The organism is Caldalkalibacillus salinus (genome assembly GCF_016745835.1).
GTDB lineage: Bacteria > Bacillota > Bacilli > Caldalkalibacillales > JCM-10596 > Caldalkalibacillus_A > Caldalkalibacillus_A salinus.
The window spans coordinates 331,480-348,876 of the sequence record NZ_JAERVL010000001.1; the positions used below are offsets into that span (position 1 = coordinate 331,480).

Here is a 17,397-nt window from a genome sequence, read left to right on the forward strand (position 1 = left end):
GATCATGACCGCGGGTGCGAAGTCAAAACATGAACGATTTCAACTCCTTGTAGAACAAGCTAATATACCACATGATATGGTCTCAAACCATCTACAAGATGGCTATATAGACAAGCTCGTTGTATACAAGGAAGACAAACATTGGGCATTTTATTTAGTTGTGCCCAACATGATCCCACGTCAAGTATACGAGTGGGTGTCAAATAGAATCAGAGATACCTTTGAGCATTTGGCCAGCATTACAGTATACGTTACATTCAAGGATGTAAGTGTCCATGATTTTATAAAAGAGTATTGGCCGTTATTCATAGAGTGGAATCAGACACGTTTGAATGGGTTAGCCAAGCGACTGGCAGAACAACCACCCATAATTGAAAATTATACGTTGACTATATCATTATTAAGTGACATAGAAGTGGATATTTTTCGCAAAAAACTAGAGCCTGAGCTTTACCGCTTTATAACAGCGTTTTTATCTACAAAAGTGAAGATTGCCTATCAGATTCAAGAATCAGCTCAAGCGGTACAGCAATTCAGGGAAGCGACGGTGAAAGAAGATCAGAATCGAGCGGAACAAGCTCTAAAAGAGTTAGAAGAGAAACCTGCACAAAATCAAAAAGCAAAAAAAGTGGCCGTCAATGATATTCTCATTGGTTATAAAATTAAAACGGACCCTGTACCGATCCAACAAATCATGGAGGAAGAGCGTAAGATTTGCGTACAAGGTCAAATTTTTAACGTAGAGACAAAAGAGCTCCGCAGCGGTCGTACACTGTTAATATTCTCCATCACAGACTATACTGATTCAATTACCGTCAAGATGTTCTCCAGGGATAAAGAGGATGTTCCTGTATTCGAGGCCCTATCGAAAGGTATGTGGGTGAAAGTACAGGGGAGCGTACAGACGGACACGTTTATGCGCGACCTGGTGATGATGGCCAATGATGTCAATGTTGTCACGGTGAAAGAGAGAGAAGATACCTGTGAAGAGAAAAGGGTAGAACTCCACGCTCATACAACGATGTCCACGATGGACGCAGTGGCTTCCGCTTCCGAAATCGTCGGGCTTGCAGCGAAATGGGGGCATACCGCTGTGGCCATCACAGACCATGGCGTGGCGCAAGCATTTCCAGAAGCTTATAACGCAGGTAAGAAGCACGGCATCAAAGTGCTTTATGGCGTTGAAGCGAATATTGTTGATGACGGTGTTCCGATGGTCTATAACCCACAGCATCGGGAGTTAAAAGAAGAAACGTACATCGTATTTGACGTGGAAACAACAGGTTTATCGGCTGTGTATAACAAGATTATTGAACTGGCGGCCGTCAAGATTTGCCGTGGGGAGATCATAGAACGGTTTGAAAGATTTGTTAATCCACATGAACCAATTACAGATATGATCTCTCAGTTAACGGGGATCACAGATGATATGGTTCAAGATGCACCGGAGATTGAAGAGGTCCTTCAGGATTTTCATACTTTTATAGATGGGCATACACTCGTCGCCCATAATGCTAGTTTCGATATGGGATTCTTACACATGAATTATAAAAAGCTAGATATTAAACTGGAGAACCCCGTCATTGATACGTTAGAGTTTGCTCGCTTTCTATATCCTGAGTTTAAGAATCACCGTCTGAACACATTATGTAAAAAATTTGATATCCCGTTAGAAAATCATCACCGTGCTGTTTATGATGCTGAGGCAACGGGTTACCTCCTTTGGAAAATGCTCATGGATGCAACAGAACGTGGCATTACACACATGGACCAAATCAATGAGCATAAGGGTCAGAACGATTTTCATCGCTTGCGTCCATCGCATTGTATCATTCTGGTCCAAAACCAAAAGGGGCTGAAAAATCTTTATAAGTTAATCTCCTACTCACACGTCAAGTATTTTCACCGCACGCCTAGAATCCCAAGGAGCCTGCTAGAAGAACATCGAGAAGGTCTAATCATTGGCTCAGGTTGTGATAAGGGTGAAGTGTTTGAGGGCATGATGCAAAAATCGCCTGAAGAAGTAGAAGAGATTGCGAAGTTTTATGATTATCTAGAAATACAACCCGTGTCCAACTATGAGCATCTTCTAGCGAGAGAGTTGGTTAAGGATCGAGCGCACATACAACTGATTCTCAAAAACATCTTAGATTTAGGGGAAAAGCTAGATAAACCTGTCGTGGCGACTGGCAACGTGCACTATCTTGAACCTAGGGATGCCGTCTATCGACGTATCCTCATTACAACATTAGGAGGGGCGAGTCCACTTAAGCCAGATCAACTTCCCCCTGTGCATTTCCGTACAACGGACGATATGCTACAGGAATTTCAATTTTTAGGAGAAGAACGAGCGAGAGAGGTTGTCATTACCAATACTCATCATGTGCATGAACAGATCGAAGAAGTGAAGCCAATCCCCGATGAATTATATACCCCAAATATTGAAGGGGTTGACGAAGATATTCGTCGTATCAGCTACACAAAAGCAAAAAGTATTTACGGAGACCCGCTCCCAGAGATTGTTGAAAAGAGGCTAGAGAAAGAATTAAATAGTATCATTGGCCACGGATTTGCTGTCATTTATCTCATCTCGGCCAAGCTGGTGGTCAAGTCTCTAGAGGATGGTTACCTTGTCGGGTCTCGTGGATCCGTAGGTTCTTCCTTCGTTGCCACCATGACCGATATTACGGAGGTTAATCCTCTTCCACCGCATTACGTCTGCTATGAGTGTCATCACTCCGAATTTTTCAATGACGGCTCAGTCGGTTCCGGTTTTGACCTTCCGGATAAATCTTGTCCTGAGTGTGGCGCTGACCTCGTCAAGGACGGGCACGATATACCATTTGAGGTATTCCTTGGATTCAAGGGTGATAAGGTTCCCGATATCGACCTCAACTTCTCAGGGGAATACCAACCGGTGGCTCACAAATATACACAGGAATTATTCGGTGTAGACAATGTGTATCGTGCGGGAACGATTGGTACGGTTGCAGACAAAACAGCGTTTGGTTTTGTGAAGAAGTATGAAGAGGAAACGCAACAGGCGATGAAACAGGCTGAGATTGCACGTCTAGCCTCTGGATGTACGGGAGTCAAAAGAACCACAGGTCAGCACCCGGGGGGCATTATTGTTGTGCCTGATGAATACGACATTTACGATTTCTGTCCGATTCAGTACCCAGCAGATGATTTAGGTTCGGAATGGAGAACAACGCACTTTGACTTCCACTCCATCCATGATAATTTGCTTAAGCTTGATATACTTGGTCACGATGACCCTACAGTGATTCGTATGCTCCAGGACTTGTCAGGCATCGATCCAAAAGACATACCCCTTGACGATCCTGAAGTGATGAGCTTATTCAGCTCCACGGAAGCTCTAGGTGTGACGCCTGAACAAATCATGTCCAAGACAGGTTCGCTAGGCATACCCGAGTTCGGCACACGCTTCGTTCGTCAAATGCTTGAAGATACGAAGCCGACAACGTTTGCTGAACTCGTTCGAATATCAGGGTTATCTCACGGTACGGACGTGTGGCTCAATAATGCACAAGAACTGATCCGAGCAGGGAAGGCAGTCTTAGCGGAAGTGATCTCTACCCGTGACGATATTATGGTTTACTTGATCCACAAAGGTTTAGACCCGTCGCGCGCCTTTAAAATCATGGAAAAAGTGAGAAAAGGTAAAGGGGTAGAGCCGGAAGAAATAGAGTACATGAAAGAACACAATGTCCCTGATTGGTACATTGACTCCTGTCAGAAAATCAAGTACATGTTCCCTAAGGCACACGCGGTGGCCTATGTTCTCATGGCTGTTAGGATTGCTTACTTCAAAGTTCATCACCCTATCCTGTTCTATGCGACTTATTTCAGTGTCCGTGCGGATGACTTTGATGTCAGCTTGGCGATTAAGGGGGCATCAGCCGTTCGGAAGAAAATCGAAGAGATCAACGAAAAAGGCAACGACGCATCTCCCAAGGAGAAGAGTTTGCTCACGGTACTAGAACTCTGTCTAGAGATGCTAGAAAGAGGATATCATTTTCAGAAAGTCGATCTGTACCGCTCAGATGCCACAAGATTTATCGTCGAGGGTGATAGTCTGATCCCACCGTTCAATGCCATCCCTGGTGTCGGGACAAATGCGGCCGTTAACATTGCTAAATCCCGAGAACAGGGTGAATTCTTAAGTAAGGAAGATCTGCAGCAACGGAGTAAAGTGACAAAAACGGTCCTCGAATACCTTGATGAACAAGGATGCCTCACAGGGCTTCCGGAAAGCAACCAGCTCTCCCTGTTCTAAGGGGGAGAAGTTGCTTGTTCTAAGGGGTTATGATATAATCTTTTTGGTAATACTGAGAATAGCGGTCAATTCTGTGTAAGAGTGGGGTCATATCCCACTCTTTCGTTTTAGCTATAGATAGTAGAAGGAGGTAAGTTGGTGAGTAAGAAGGTTACCGATATCGTAGAGGAACTTGTGCTCCCTATCCTTAATGAAAGAGGCTTTGAGCTCGTTGATACCGAGTTCAAAAAAGAAGGGAACCAATGGTTCTTGAGAGTTTATATAGATAAGGACGGCGGCATTGACATCGAGGAGTGCGGTGAAGTGAGTGAAGCTCTGTCCGCAAAACTAGATGAAACAGATCCGATTAAGCAAGCCTATTTTCTTGAAGTCTCTTCACCAGGGGCTGAACGTCCGCTGAAAAAGGAAAAAGATATGCATGCAGCTGTGGGACAGAGCATCGCTGTTAGTACATATGAGCCTGTGGATGGACAGAAAGAATTTGAGGGAAAATTACTTGAATTTGACGGGGAAACAGTCACCATAGAGATAAAGATAAAAGCACAAACAAAAAAGATCTCTATACCGTATGCAAAAATTGCAAAAGCACGGCTTGCTGTGACGTTCTAATTTGAAAGGAGGAGAAACAAAGTGAATATAGAATTTATGGAAGCGTTGACGGCAGTGGAGAAAGAAAAAGGGATTAGCAAGGAGGTTTTAATTGAAGCGATTGAAGCCGCCCTCATCTCTGGTTACAAACGTAACTTTAACTCCGCTCAAAATGTACGTGTCGATATTAATAGAGAGACAGGGTCTGTGAGAGTTTTTGCCAGAAAAAACGTCGTTGAGGAAGTTGTCGATCCTAGACTAGAAATGAGCCTAGAAGCCGCACATGCGATGGACCCGACATATCAAGTAGATGACATCGTGGAATTAGAAGTCACACCAAAAGATTTTGGTCGTATCGCAGCCCAAACGGCAAAGCAGGTCGTCACGCAACGCATACGTGAAGCTGAGAGAGGGATTATTTTCAGCGAATTTATCGATCGCGAAGAAGATATCATGACGGGGATCGTACAGAGGCAAGACCCACGTTTTCTATACGTCGATTTAGGTAAGGCAGAAGGCTTACTTCCCATAAACGAAACGATGCCAACAGATCGCTTCCAACATGGTGATCGTGTCAAGGCTTTTATTTCTAAAGTAGAAAAGACAACAAAGGGCCCTCAAATACTGTTATCTCGTACACACCCAGGGCTACTCAAACGTTTATTTGAATTAGAAGTACCCGAGATCTATGAAGGGATCGTAGAAATCAAATCAGCTGCGCGAGAGGCAGGAGATCGCTCTAAAATCGCAGTATACTCAGCTAACCCGGACGTAGACCCAGTCGGTGCTTGTGTGGGACCTAGGGGAACCCGCGTACAAACCATTGTTGACGAGCTGAACGGTGAGAAAATAGACATTGTACACTGGTCTGAGGACCCTACCGTCTATGTGGCCAATGCGCTTAGCCCGTCAAAAGTTGTCCGTGTAGATGTCGACGAAGAGGAGAAAATGACCCGGGTCATCGTGCCGGATTATCAGTTGTCACTGGCCATAGGTAAGCGGGGCCAAAATGCACGTTTAGCAGCGAAATTAACAGGATGGAAAATTGACATTAAGAGTGAAAGTGATGCAGAAGCTCTAGGATTACTCGATGACGTTCCAGAAGAGGATGCACCTGAAGATGCACGAGAGACTGATGTTGATGAAACACAAACCGTTGACGAGGACAGTGAAGCAGTAGATCAAGTCGAAGCAGAAGATGCAGATAGTGAACCTGCGGCTGAAACAGATGATGATACAATTGATGAAAGTATTGATGAAGACACGGATATTTTAGAAGAAGAAGGAGATGTAGAGGACGAAGATGAAGCATAAAAAAGTCCCTCTCCGCAAATGTGTGGCTTGTCAAGAGATGAAACCCAAAAAGACATTAATACGTGTCGTCAGAACGCCTGATTCTGGGATCAAATTTGACCCCACAGGGAAAGCGTCCGGACGTGGTGCGTATATATGTCATACGAATGAATGCTTTCAACTAGCTAGAAAAAATCGTTCGTTGGAACGTTCGCTTAAGACAAATATAGATGAAGATGTTTATGCGTCCTTACAAACACAGTTAGGACAATGAGGAGGTCCAAAATAAGTGAATCCTCGATTTTACCAACTCCTAGGCTTAGCAATGAGAGCGGGGAAACTCGTATCTGGAGAAGAACCCGTCTTGAACGCCGTTAGACACGGTCGTGTCGCGTTGATCTGTATAGCGGGCGATGCCTCCTCTAACACGTTAAAAAAAACCAAAGACAAGGCAACGTACTACGGCGTGGATAATATCATTGTTAGTAGTAGACAGGAGTTAGGAAATGCCATTGGGAAGGCAGAACGAGTGGTAGTTGGAGTAACCGACGTAGGATTTGCCAAGCAATTGATGAAGTTGTACGACAATCAATAACTTTCGGGGGTGAACGTATGAGTAAGTTAAGAATCTATGAGTACGCCAGAAAACAAGACATGGCCAGTAAAGAAGTCATAGAAATTTTAAAGAGACTTGGTCATTCTGTTTCTAATCATATGAGTGTCATGGATGAAAACATGACCAAGGAAGTCGAACAGTATATTGCTAATCTCAAAAATAATAGTCAGACTTCCGCACCAACATCCTCTGACATATCTCAGCAAGCACAAGCAAAGAGACAGACTGAAAAACAGCAATCACAACAGAACAAGTCACAGTCTCATAAAAAGAATCATCAGTCTCAGGCAAACAAGGCGTCTCATGAGGCGAAGCCATCTCATCAGAAGCAAGCTAAAGAACAGAATCATACTAAAAAACAAAGTGAAAATAAAAACAGACACAAAGATCAACAGAGGAATCAAAACGCATCTCAGGATAAAAAGAAAAAACAAACACCTAAAGATCATGTCGTGAATAACGATAAGCAATCGTCTGGTAAAAGGAAGAGGAGAAATAAAATCAAACATCAACGAACACAAGAAACAGAAGCTTCCAATTCAAATTATATTACAGTATCAGGGTCTATTACGGTTGGAGATTTAGCTAAGAAATTAGGTAAAGAACCATCCGAACTCATTAAAAAACTTATGAAATTAGGTGTCATGGCCACGATTAACCAAGAGGTTGATTTTGATACAGTTGCCCTGATCGCCGACGAATACGGGGTGAGTGTAGAAGAAAAAGTGGAAGTAGATGAGGATCAGTTTGAAATGCAAGTGACTGAAGATGACCCGTCTACTTTAGAGGAAAGACCACCCGTCGTAACGATTATGGGGCACGTTGACCATGGTAAAACAACGCTCCTTGACGCCATACGTCAAACGAAGGTCACAGAGAGTGAGGCTGGGGGTATCACTCAGCACATTGGGGCTTACCAAATAGAGCACGATAACAAGCCGATTACTTTCTTAGACACGCCGGGACACGCAGCTTTTACCACGATGCGTGCAAGAGGAGCACAAGTGACTGATATTGCCATTATCGTCGTTGCGGCTGACGATGGCGTCATGCCTCAGACGAAAGAAGCTGTAGCGCATGCGCAAGCGGCAGAGGTTCCTATTATTGTAGCGGTTAACAAAATGGATAAACCGGAGGCAAACCCTGATCGTGTCATGCAAGAGCTGACCGAACTAAATCTTGTACCAGAGGATTGGGGAGGAGATACGATATTCGTCAACGTCTCCGCATTGCAAGGTGAGGGACTAGAAGACCTCATGGAAATGATTATTCTCGTGGCTGAAATGCAAGAGCTAAAAGCGAACCCTAACCGATTGGCAGAAGGAACTGTAATTGAAGCGGAGTTAGACAAAGGGAAAGGGGCCGTTGCTACGATACTCGTACAACGCGGAACGTTAAACGTTAGCGACCCGATCGTCGTTGGTAATACGTACGGAAAAATACGTGCCATGGTCAACGATCGAGGTAGACGTATTAAGAAGGCAGGACCTTCTACACCTGTTGAGATCACCGGTATCCACGATGTCCCTCAAGCAGGCGATCCTTTTAAAACCTTTGAAGATGAAAAGAAAGCACGTGTCATCGGTGAAAAACGGGCGATGAAACAGCGTGAGCAAGATATTGGTGCGAACCAAAGAGTGAATCTAGATGAACTCTTCCAACAAATACAAGAAGGGGACATCAAAGACCTCAACATCATCATTAAGGGTGACGTACAAGGATCTGTAGAGGCGTTAAAAGGCTCACTTGAAAAGATTGACGTAGAAGGCGCTCAAATTAAGATTATTCATACAGGAGTTGGCGCCATCAGTGAATCTGATGTCATCTTGGCGTCAGCGTCCAATGCTATCATCATTGGTTTTAACGTTCGACCTGAACCAAGTGCAAGAACGACAGCAGAGCAGGAAAATGTCGACATTCGTTTGCATAGAATCATCTATAATGCCATCGATGAGATTGAAAGTGCCATGAAAGGACTCCTTGACCCAGAATACCAAGAAAAAGTTATCGGATCGGTTGAAGTCCGCCAAATCTTTAAAGTATCTCGAATTGGGACGATTGCAGGATCTTATGTGACAGAAGGAAAAATCACTCGAGATTCCCATGTCCGCCTCATACGCGATGGTATTGTGATCCACGAAGGAAAAGTGGATGTCCTCAAACGATTTAAGGACGATGTCAAAGAAGTGGCAACGAATTACGAATGTGGTATTACGATTGAAAACTTTAATGATATCAAAGAAGGAGATATCATAGAGGCTTATGTGATGGAGGAAGTTCCTCGCTAAGTGTAAACGGAACGAAACACCAAGGTGGGGTTGCTAGCCTTGGTGTTTTTCACCATAAGAAGGAGTGAAAATGTCATGAGTAATGTTCGTGTACATCGTGTCGGAGAACAACTGAAGAAAGAATTAAGTGCCATTTTTCAACGTGATCTCAAAGACCCACGGATCGGGTTTGTGACTGTGACAGCCGTCGAAGTGACCGGGGATCTGCAGCAAGCGAAAGTATACTTAACCGTACTAGGGAATGAAGGGCAAAAGGAAGAGAGCCTTGAAGCGATCGAAAAAGCGTCTGGGTTTATCCGTTCAGAAGTGGGTCGACGAATCCGTCTTCGTCACACTCCGGAACTCATATTCAAGTTCGATGAATCCATCGAATATGGAAGCAAAATTGAAAAATTACTCAGCGATCTCAACCGCAAAGAGGATTGAGAGGACGTTAAAAATGCGTTACGACATACAATTAGAACAAGCTGCCCATTATATTCGTTCTCATGATGATTTTCTCGTACTCGCTCATCTTCATCCAGACGGAGATGCCATAGGGAGTACAGTAGCCATGGGATTACTCCTACACCATCTCGGTAAATCTGTTACGATAGCAAATGAGGGGGAAACACCTTCACGCTTTGCTTTTCTAAGTCGCTACAAACCCATTGAAGATTTGTCAGTTTCCAAATTGAATAAGACATTTCAACATGTGATTACTGTCGATGTAGCAGATGAATCTCGAATGGGGAACGTGCAAGCGTACCTTGCCAAAGAAACAAATATACTTAATATAGATCACCATCCAACCAATACGATGTTTGGGGATGTGAATCTCATACAGCCTCGAGCGGCTTCAACAACGCAAATTTTATATGATCTGATAAAAGAACATTTCCAAGACGCTTTTGATCATGCCTTAGCCACAGCACTGTATACCGGTTTACTCACTGACACTGGTGGATTCCGCCATTCTAATACGACAAAAGAGGTATTTGACATGGCCTCTCACTTGCTAACCTTTGGCGTCGACCCGAATGAAGTGGCAGAGCAAGCCATAGACACAACTTCACCTTCTCATTTAAACGTATTAAAAAAAGCTTTAAACTCACTGACCTTCGCTAATGGGAAAAGAGTCGCCATTTTTACTGTCACGAAGGAAGATATGCTAGAAACAGGGGCTACAAAAGACGATATTGATGGTCTTGTATCCTATCCAAAAAACATTGAGGGTGTTGAAGTAGGTGCATTATTAAAAGAGTGGTCCGAGGGGGAAGTTAAAGTTTCCCTGCGTTCTAAGCGCGATATTGATGTTGCTGTCATAGCGCAGGAAAACGGTGGCGGTGGACATGCGAAGGCGGCCGGTTACACGTTCAACGGGTCGCTAGAGGATGCCAAAACAACACTACTAGACCAGTTACAGGATGCTTTGGGTGATGATAATGGCAAAACAAACTGAAACACTCAAAGGCATACTCGTCTTAAATAAACCGAGTGGCATGACCTCACATGATTGTATTTACCGTGTAAGGAAACTAGCAGGTATGAAGAAGGTCGGACATACTGGCACACTAGATCCGGACGTCACGGGCGTTCTACCTATATGCTTAGGTCAGGCCACTCGTGTAGCGGAATATTTGTTGGATTACGATAAAGAGTACATTGCAGAGGTCACATTAGGGCAATCGACCGAAACGGAAGATCAAGCCGGAGACGTGATTGAAGATCGTCCTTTAGATGTAGCACCAACAGAGCAGCAGGTACGCCAGGCGTTACAAAGTTTTCTAGGCGATATTGATCAGGTGCCACCGATGTACTCAGCCGTTAAGGTTAACGGTGTACCTTTATATCGATATGCACGCGAAGGTAAGCATGTTGAGCGTCAGTCAAGGCGCGTCCGCATTTATGATATTGATCTGCTCGCTTATGATCCAACTTGCCCTTATCCAAAGTTTAAAATAAGGGTGCGCTGCTCAAAAGGGACATATATTCGCACCTTAGGGGTCGATCTCGCACATTCACTGGGCTACCCCGGGCACCTTAATCATTTAATCCGCACTAAAAGTGGCCCCTTCACCTTAGATGATGCTGTTACTTTTGAGGACATTGAGGCGTGGTCGAAAGAGCAGTGGCAAGTGAGCTTACATGCGATAGACAATGGATTACAACATTTAAAACCAATAACAGTTGATCAGACGATGGGACAACGACTCATCAATGGACAAACCCTCGTCCTTGAGGAACAAGTCACCCCTCGGGAACTATATCGTGTTTATGTTGAAAACCAAGGATTTATCGCTGTTTGCCAAGCTGTTGGACCTCGACATATTAAGCCGAAAAAAGTATTTAAGTAAAAGTATTTAAGTAAAAGTATGGATGACATCCCCAAATTCGTCATCGTCTATATGAAGATAGTGAGGATAATGAATGTCATGAGAACGAGCATACATAGTGATAGAATTGAAAGAAATAGAGGAGATGCCATGGAGATTTTACACATTCATCCAGATAGAGAGCCCCTTACAAGAGAGAAGCCATCCTGTGTGGCGCTGGGCACATTTGATGGGGTTCATATAGGGCATCAGAAAGTGATAGGCACAGCGATTCACCGTGCGAAAGAGAAGGGAATGGAATCTGGGGTGATGACCTTCCACCCCCATCCCAAAGAAGTGCTTGGTAAAGTTAGTCATGCTTCATATCTCACATCATTGGATGAGAAGTTGCACCAACTTGAACAGCTCGGTGTCGATTTTGTCATGCTGGTCGCTTTCACGCCCGCTTTTGCTCTGCTAAGACCTCAAACGTTCATTCAAAAGTATATTATAGATCAGAACATTAAACACGTGGTCTGTGGCTTTGATTTTTGTTTCGGTCATAAAGGAGAAGGTAACAAGGATACGCTCATCGCATGGAGTGAAGAAAAACAAGACTTTAGTGTAGATGTTGTGTCTTCCATTGATGAAGAGAATGAGAAAATTAGCTCTTCTAGGATTAGAGCGATACTATCTGAAGGGGATATATCGGATATCCCCCGCTTACTTGGAAGGCGCTATACCATTCAGGGTAAAGTGATACACGGCGAGAAAAGAGGCCGGCAAATCGGTTTTCCAACCGCGAATATAGAACCTGATACTCGCTATGTTTTGCCGCGACTAGGTGTATATGTGGTCTATCTTCACTACAAGGGCCACGTCTACCCTGGCGTCCTTAACCTCGGAACGAGACCGACATTCCATCAGGACGGTATGCCTTCAATTGAAGTGCACGTCCTAGACAAACAACTAGAACTATATGGTGAGGTTGTGAGTATCGAATGGCTCGATTTTATACGACCTGAACTGAAATTCGAATCTGTTGATGACCTTATTGCCCAAATCAATCAAGATGTTGAGGTGGCAAGGCAGAAATTGAACGACATAAATCGTACAACTGGCACATAAATATGTGAATACCCATATTCTCCTCATCTAAGGAGGTTGCCAGTATGAAGACGAATGCCGATATCTCAATGGACCATCGCATCCTGACCATTTGTCAACATGTCGCTGTCATTTGTCACTCGAAAGAATTCAAACAGCTCAACAAAGAAGTGAGGAAGCTTTATAAAAAAAACGGCGTTGACGATTTTAAGGTCCTCGCATTTCAAGACGCTTTATTTACGATGTATATGGAAAAAAAGCAGCGTGAGAAAACCTCACAGATTCAATCCTTTTGACATAGGTCGCGGTTATGAAAGTAATCATTACCGCCCATGCCAAAAAGAGGTTACTTGAAGGAAGACAACGGGGGATCACCATCTCGGATATTACTCGAGCTGTTGAAAAAATACCAGGCCAAATCTCATCAGCTACTCGATTTCGAGGGTTCATCTCGACAAACGGCAAAATATATGATATTGTAGCAAAGGACATTCCAAATGGACGTCTAGTGATTACTATTATTGGTAAACAATAATAAGTAGTTCAACCTTTAGCATGGCTTATCGATTCACCAACGAGGAGCTGGGCTTAAGGGGATTGAAAAAAAGGAGGTGAATAGGATGGCATTAACACAAGAACGTAAAAACGAATTAATCAATGAGTTTAAGGTTCACGACCAAGACACAGGATCTCCAGAGGTACAAATTGCTATCCTGACTGAGAAGATCAATTACTTGAACGAACATCTACGTGAACACAAGAAAGACCACCACTCTCGTCGTGGTCTCATGAAGATGGTCGGGCAACGTCGTAACTTACTTGCTTATCTTCGTAACAATGACGTGTCTCGTTACCGTAACTTAATCAATAAGTTAGGTTTACGTCGATAGCATTGTATCAAAAGCGGGGAATTCATTTCCCGCTTTTTGTACGTTAAAAAAGGTGCATTTTATTCTTTGAAAAAAAAGGGAATAATAGGGTTAACGGTTAATAATACATATACCGTAATCAAAACAAAAAGATCTTCATTGAGAGGAGGCCATAAGAATGGAACAAGAAGTCAAACGCTATACAACCGAGTTAGCGGGTAGACCTTTAAGTTTCGAAATTGGCAAGCTAGCAAAGCAAGCCAACGGTGCTGTCATGGTTCGTTACGGCGACACCGTCGTTTTGTCCACAGCAACAGCATCCAGAGAACCAAAAGACCTGGATTTCTTTCCCCTAACCATTAACTACGAAGAGAGGTTATATGCAGTAGGTAAGATTCCAGGCGGATTTATTAAACGGGAAGGGCGACCCAGTGAGAAGGCCATTTTAGCAAGCCGTCTGATTGACCGTCCCATTCGTCCACTGTTTGCAGACGGGTTTAGAAATGAAGTTCATGTTGTCAGTACAGTCATGTCCGTAGACCAAGACTGTTCACCTGAAATGGCTGCCATGATGGGGTCTTCATTAGCATTAATGGTGTCTGATATACCTTTCAACGGCCCAATTTCAGGGGTGAACGTTGGACGAGTGGACAACCAGTTGATTATTAATCCCACACTTGACCAGCTAGAAAAAAGTGATATTCAGCTAACGGTTGCGGGTACCAAACAAGGGGTCAACATGGTTGAAGCCGGTGCGAATGAAGTACCAGAGGAAGTGATGCTCGACGCTATTATGTTTGGCCATGAAGAAATCAAGCGTATCGTAGCGTTTCAAGAGGAAATTGCCGCTGAAGTGGGCAAGGAAAAAATGGAAATTGAATTGTACCGAGTCGAAGAAGACGTTGAACAAGCGGTCACACAATTCGCTAAGGACGAGATGATTGAAGCCATCAGAATTGGAGAAAAGCAAGCCAGACAAGAAGCCATTGATGCCGTCAAAGAAAAAACCGTCGCTGAATTTGAAGAGGCGTACGCTGAAGATGAGAAGAAGATGAAGGATCTTCATATTACCCTTGATCGTATTATGAAGGAAGAGGTTCGTCGTCTCATCACGCATGACAAGGTTCGTCCTGATGGTCGCCAAATAGAAGAGATACGTCCAATCACTTCTGAAGTAGCCACATTACCACGTACACACGGTTCAGGTTTATTTACACGTGGACAAACCCAAGCTCTTAGCGTATGTACCTTAGGCGCACTTGGGGATGTACAGATACTAGACGGTCTCGGTGTAGAGGAGTCTAAGCGGTTCATGCATCATTATAACTTCCCTGCATACAGTGTCGGTGAAGCGAGAGCCCCAAGACCACCGGGAAGAAGAGAAATTGGTCATGGTGCTTTAGGCGAGCGTGCCCTTGAAAAAATCATTCCTTCAGAGGAAGACTTCCCATATACCATTCGACTCGTATCTGAAGTATTAGAGTCAAACGGTTCCACCTCACAAGCGAGTATTTGTGCCAGTGTTTTAGCGATGATGGACGCGGGTGTCCCGATTAAAGCACCAGTCGCCGGTATTGCTATGGGACTTGTCAAAGATGGTGAGCACGTCACGGTACTATCTGATATTCAGGGAATGGAAGATCATTTAGGAGACATGGACTTCAAAGTCGCCGGTACAGAAAAAGGCGTCACCGCATTACAAATGGATATCAAAATTGATCAGCTCACACGGGAGATTCTTGAACAAGCCTTACAACAGGCCAAAGAGGGACGAATGCATATCCTAAACAAGATGCTGACGGCAATCCCTGAGCCTCGTAAAGAAATGTCACCTTACGCACCGAAAATCCGCACGATGCGAATCAACCCAGATAAGATTCGAGATGTCATCGGGCCAAGCGGAAAAGTGATCAATAAGATTATTGAGGAAACAGGGGTTAAGGTAGATATTGAACAAGACGGACGCGTGTACATCGGTTCCACAGATGTTGATCTGATCGATAAAGCACAACAGATGATAGAAGATATCGTCAGAGAAGTTGAAGTAGGAGAGACGTACCTTGGAACGGTCAAACGTATTGAGAAATTCGGTGCCTTTATAGAAATCTTTAATGGCAAAGAAGGACTATGTCACATCTCTCAGTTTGCTGAGGAACGCATTGATAAAGTCGAAAACGTCGTATCAATCGGTGACTCCATTATGGTCAAAGTCACTGAAATTGATAACCAAGGGAGAATCAATCTTTCTAGAAAAGCTGTACTCAAGGAACAAAAACAAGCCCAAAAGTCTAACTCGTAAAAAAGCTATAATCTGTTATAGCTTTTTTTTTGTTATTCTTTTATTTGTAGGCCAAATTCGTCGAACAATCCTTTTATGCCGATCTCAGTTACACGTACAGCCCGGTCGTCGGGAAGTCGCTCAATCCACTCCAAATTGAATAGCCTTTTTGTTAGTGCTGCGCCGAGGCTTCCAGCCAAATGATGCCGCCGCTCGCTCCAGTCCAGACATTGACGGGCTAAATACCGACGACTCTTGAGACATTCTTCGACTTCTACACCAAAATCAATTAATCTTTGCTTCCCTTCCTCAGTCAACATAAAATCTTTACCTGATTCTTCTATAAATTGTAATTCGAGTAGCCTATCAGTTAGTGCCACGCCGATTTCACCAGCTAGATGATCATAGCACGTACGAGCATGGCGTAAAGCAATTAGTTGATTCGATTCTCGGAGGGAGCAAATCGTTTTTGGCTGGGCAATAGTTAGAAGCGCTTCCAAGGCGTGTCCAACCTCTGCACTGGCCAGACGGAAATATTTATGCCGCCCGTAGGACTCATGGATTAGCAGACCCCCTTCAACCATTTTGGATAAATGTGAACTGGCCGTCTGTGGCGAGATTCGAGCAGAGCGGGCTAACTCACTGGCGGGCAACGATTTTCCTCCCGACAAGCTCAACAGCATCTCAACACGAGATGGATGACCAATAAGAGCTGCAATCTTCCCAATATTAGGGTTTGAACTCATCACTCTCAACTCCTTCTTAAACAACCTCATTAAAAAACAAAAAATTGAAAACAACAATCATACTTCGATCTTGACCGAATTATAACCATGTTAAAATCGTATTGTATTTGAAAATATAGGTCAAGGAGGAGAAAATGAATATTGTTGTTTACGGGATCCTTGTTGTACTTGCCACTTCCCTGATGGGTTCTTCTTTTACGATAGGAAAAATTGGTTTAGCGTACTTTTCACCGCTTCTGCTGGCAGGGCTACGTTTTACGCTTGCCGGTCTGCTTATGGCTCTATGGGTGAAGAAAAAGACCCTTCCTGTTTCTGCTCTGGATTGGCTTAGAGTGCTTATGATCGGACTTTTCCAGACAGCGGGTGTAATGGGATGTATTTTTTTAAGTTTACGTACAATTACAGCAGCTGAATCGTCCATCCTTACATTTATCAACCCCCTTATTGTTATCATCTTAGGTACTTGGTTTCTTGGAACTAGATATAATTTTTCTCAATGGTTAGGGGTGGTTATTGGTTTTCTAGGTGTTGTTATAACCCTTGGTTTTCATCTGCAATTACAAACCGGTTCTCTCTTGGGGCTTGGATCGGCGTTTTCCTGGGCAGTTGCCACCATCTTGGTAAAAAGATGGAGGTCACGATTTAATATATGGGTGTTAACAGCTTACCAGATGTTATTTGGTGGTTTATTCCTATTGTTGCTGAGTATAACCTTAGAAACCCCGAAAATGATAATCAATACTTCGTCCATCATGATTATTCTCTATCTCACTATTATGGCCTCTATTGTACAGTTTGCGACTTGGTTCTACTTATTGAGTCAAGGCGACCCTGGAAAAACAAGTGCTTTCCTGTTTTTAGCTCCATTTTTCGGTGTTTTGTCTGGATGGGTTCTGCTTGATGAAGTAGTCCAATGGTATGTGTATTTAGGGGGATTATTCATTTTTATCGGGATTTTTCTTGTCAACTGGAATTCAGCAAAGGATACTGCAAAAATTGCTGCCAAGAGCTAAGTAAG

Annotated in this window: 16 protein-coding genes; 15 read left to right on the top strand and 1 reads right to left on the bottom strand. The window is 43.7% G+C overall.

Annotation, left to right across the window (positions count from 1 at the left end):
- The first annotated feature begins 4 nt into the window (after nucleotides 1-4).
- The 14 genes from JKM87_RS01585 to pnp all read left to right on the top strand — a co-directional run bounded on the left by JKM87_RS01585 (nucleotide 5) and on the right by pnp (nucleotide 15,654).
- Nucleotides 5-4,300: a PolC-type DNA polymerase III gene (locus JKM87_RS01585; protein WP_202078016.1), complete on the top strand. Its 4,296-nt coding sequence runs from the start codon at nucleotides 5-7 to the stop codon at nucleotides 4,298-4,300.
- Between the two features lie 138 nt (nucleotides 4,301-4,438).
- Nucleotides 4,439-4,909 (top strand): ribosome maturation factor RimP, encoded by a 471-nt coding sequence (gene rimP / locus JKM87_RS01590; RefSeq protein WP_202077159.1) that lies wholly within the window; start codon nucleotides 4,439-4,441, stop codon nucleotides 4,907-4,909.
- A gap of 21 nt (nucleotides 4,910-4,930) precedes the next feature.
- Complete coding sequence (gene nusA, locus JKM87_RS01595; RefSeq protein WP_202077161.1) at nucleotides 4,931-6,202, top strand: transcription termination factor NusA; 1,272 nt, start codon at nucleotides 4,931-4,933, stop codon at nucleotides 6,200-6,202.
- Nucleotides 6,192-6,455 carry an RNase P modulator RnpM gene (rnpM, locus tag JKM87_RS01600; RefSeq protein WP_202077162.1) on the top strand — a complete coding sequence of 88 codons (264 nt, stop codon included), beginning with the start codon at nucleotides 6,192-6,194 and terminating at the stop codon, nucleotides 6,453-6,455. Before nusA ends, rnpM begins: the two co-directional genes overlap by 11 nt.
- 15 nt (nucleotides 6,456-6,470) lie before the next feature.
- Nucleotides 6,471-6,776: a ribosomal L7Ae/L30e/S12e/Gadd45 family protein gene (locus JKM87_RS01605; protein ID WP_202077164.1), complete on the top strand. Its 306-nt coding sequence runs from the start codon at nucleotides 6,471-6,473 to the stop codon at nucleotides 6,774-6,776.
- Nucleotides 6,777-6,793: 17 nt separating this feature from the next.
- Nucleotides 6,794-9,085: a translation initiation factor IF-2 gene (gene infB, locus JKM87_RS01610; RefSeq protein WP_202077166.1), complete on the top strand. Its 2,292-nt coding sequence runs from the start codon at nucleotides 6,794-6,796 to the stop codon at nucleotides 9,083-9,085.
- Between the two features lie 75 nt (nucleotides 9,086-9,160).
- Entirely contained in the window at nucleotides 9,161-9,511 is a 351-nt protein-coding gene (gene rbfA, locus JKM87_RS01615; protein ID WP_202077168.1) for a 30S ribosome-binding factor RbfA, read from the top strand.
- 13 nt (nucleotides 9,512-9,524) lie between these two features.
- Nucleotides 9,525-10,526 carry a DHH family phosphoesterase gene (locus tag JKM87_RS01620; RefSeq protein WP_202077170.1) on the top strand — a complete coding sequence of 334 codons (1,002 nt, stop codon included), beginning with the start codon at nucleotides 9,525-9,527 and terminating at the stop codon, nucleotides 10,524-10,526.
- Nucleotides 10,510-11,421, top strand: a complete 912-nt coding sequence (truB, locus tag JKM87_RS01625; RefSeq protein WP_202077173.1) for a tRNA pseudouridine(55) synthase TruB — start codon at nucleotides 10,510-10,512, stop codon at nucleotides 11,419-11,421. The genes JKM87_RS01620 and truB overlap by 17 nt, the downstream gene beginning before the upstream one ends.
- Before the next feature lie 78 nt (nucleotides 11,422-11,499).
- Nucleotides 11,500-12,507, top strand: coding sequence for a bifunctional riboflavin kinase/FAD synthetase (locus JKM87_RS01630; protein WP_236838496.1), 1,008 nt, complete (start codon nucleotides 11,500-11,502; stop codon nucleotides 12,505-12,507).
- Between the two features lie 44 nt (nucleotides 12,508-12,551).
- The gene (locus JKM87_RS01635) at nucleotides 12,552-12,782 is read left to right on the top strand and encodes a hypothetical protein (protein WP_202077175.1); all 231 of its coding nucleotides are present in this window, start codon (nucleotides 12,552-12,554) and stop codon (nucleotides 12,780-12,782) included.
- Nucleotides 12,783-12,796: 14 nt separating this feature from the next.
- Nucleotides 12,797-13,021: a hypothetical protein gene (locus tag JKM87_RS01640; RefSeq protein ID WP_202077177.1), complete on the top strand. Its 225-nt coding sequence runs from the start codon at nucleotides 12,797-12,799 to the stop codon at nucleotides 13,019-13,021.
- 85 nt (nucleotides 13,022-13,106) lie between these two features.
- Nucleotides 13,107-13,376: a 30S ribosomal protein S15 gene (gene rpsO, locus JKM87_RS01645; RefSeq protein WP_202077179.1), complete on the top strand. Its 270-nt coding sequence runs from the start codon at nucleotides 13,107-13,109 to the stop codon at nucleotides 13,374-13,376.
- Between the two features lie 157 nt (nucleotides 13,377-13,533).
- Complete coding sequence (gene pnp, locus JKM87_RS01650; RefSeq protein ID WP_202077181.1) at nucleotides 13,534-15,654, top strand: polyribonucleotide nucleotidyltransferase; 2,121 nt, start codon at nucleotides 13,534-13,536, stop codon at nucleotides 15,652-15,654.
- 32 nt (nucleotides 15,655-15,686) lie between these two features.
- Here pnp and JKM87_RS01655 read toward each other — a convergent pair whose 3' ends face one another.
- A complete protein-coding gene (locus tag JKM87_RS01655) occupies nucleotides 15,687-16,379 on the bottom strand; it encodes an ArsR/SmtB family transcription factor (RefSeq protein WP_202077183.1) in 693 nt (230 codons plus the stop codon).
- Between the two features lie 134 nt (nucleotides 16,380-16,513).
- Between JKM87_RS01655 and JKM87_RS01660 the strand changes: the two genes are divergently transcribed.
- Complete coding sequence (locus JKM87_RS01660) at nucleotides 16,514-17,392, top strand: DMT family transporter (protein WP_202077185.1); 879 nt, start codon at nucleotides 16,514-16,516, stop codon at nucleotides 17,390-17,392.
- Nucleotides 17,393-17,397: the final 5 nt, after the last annotated feature.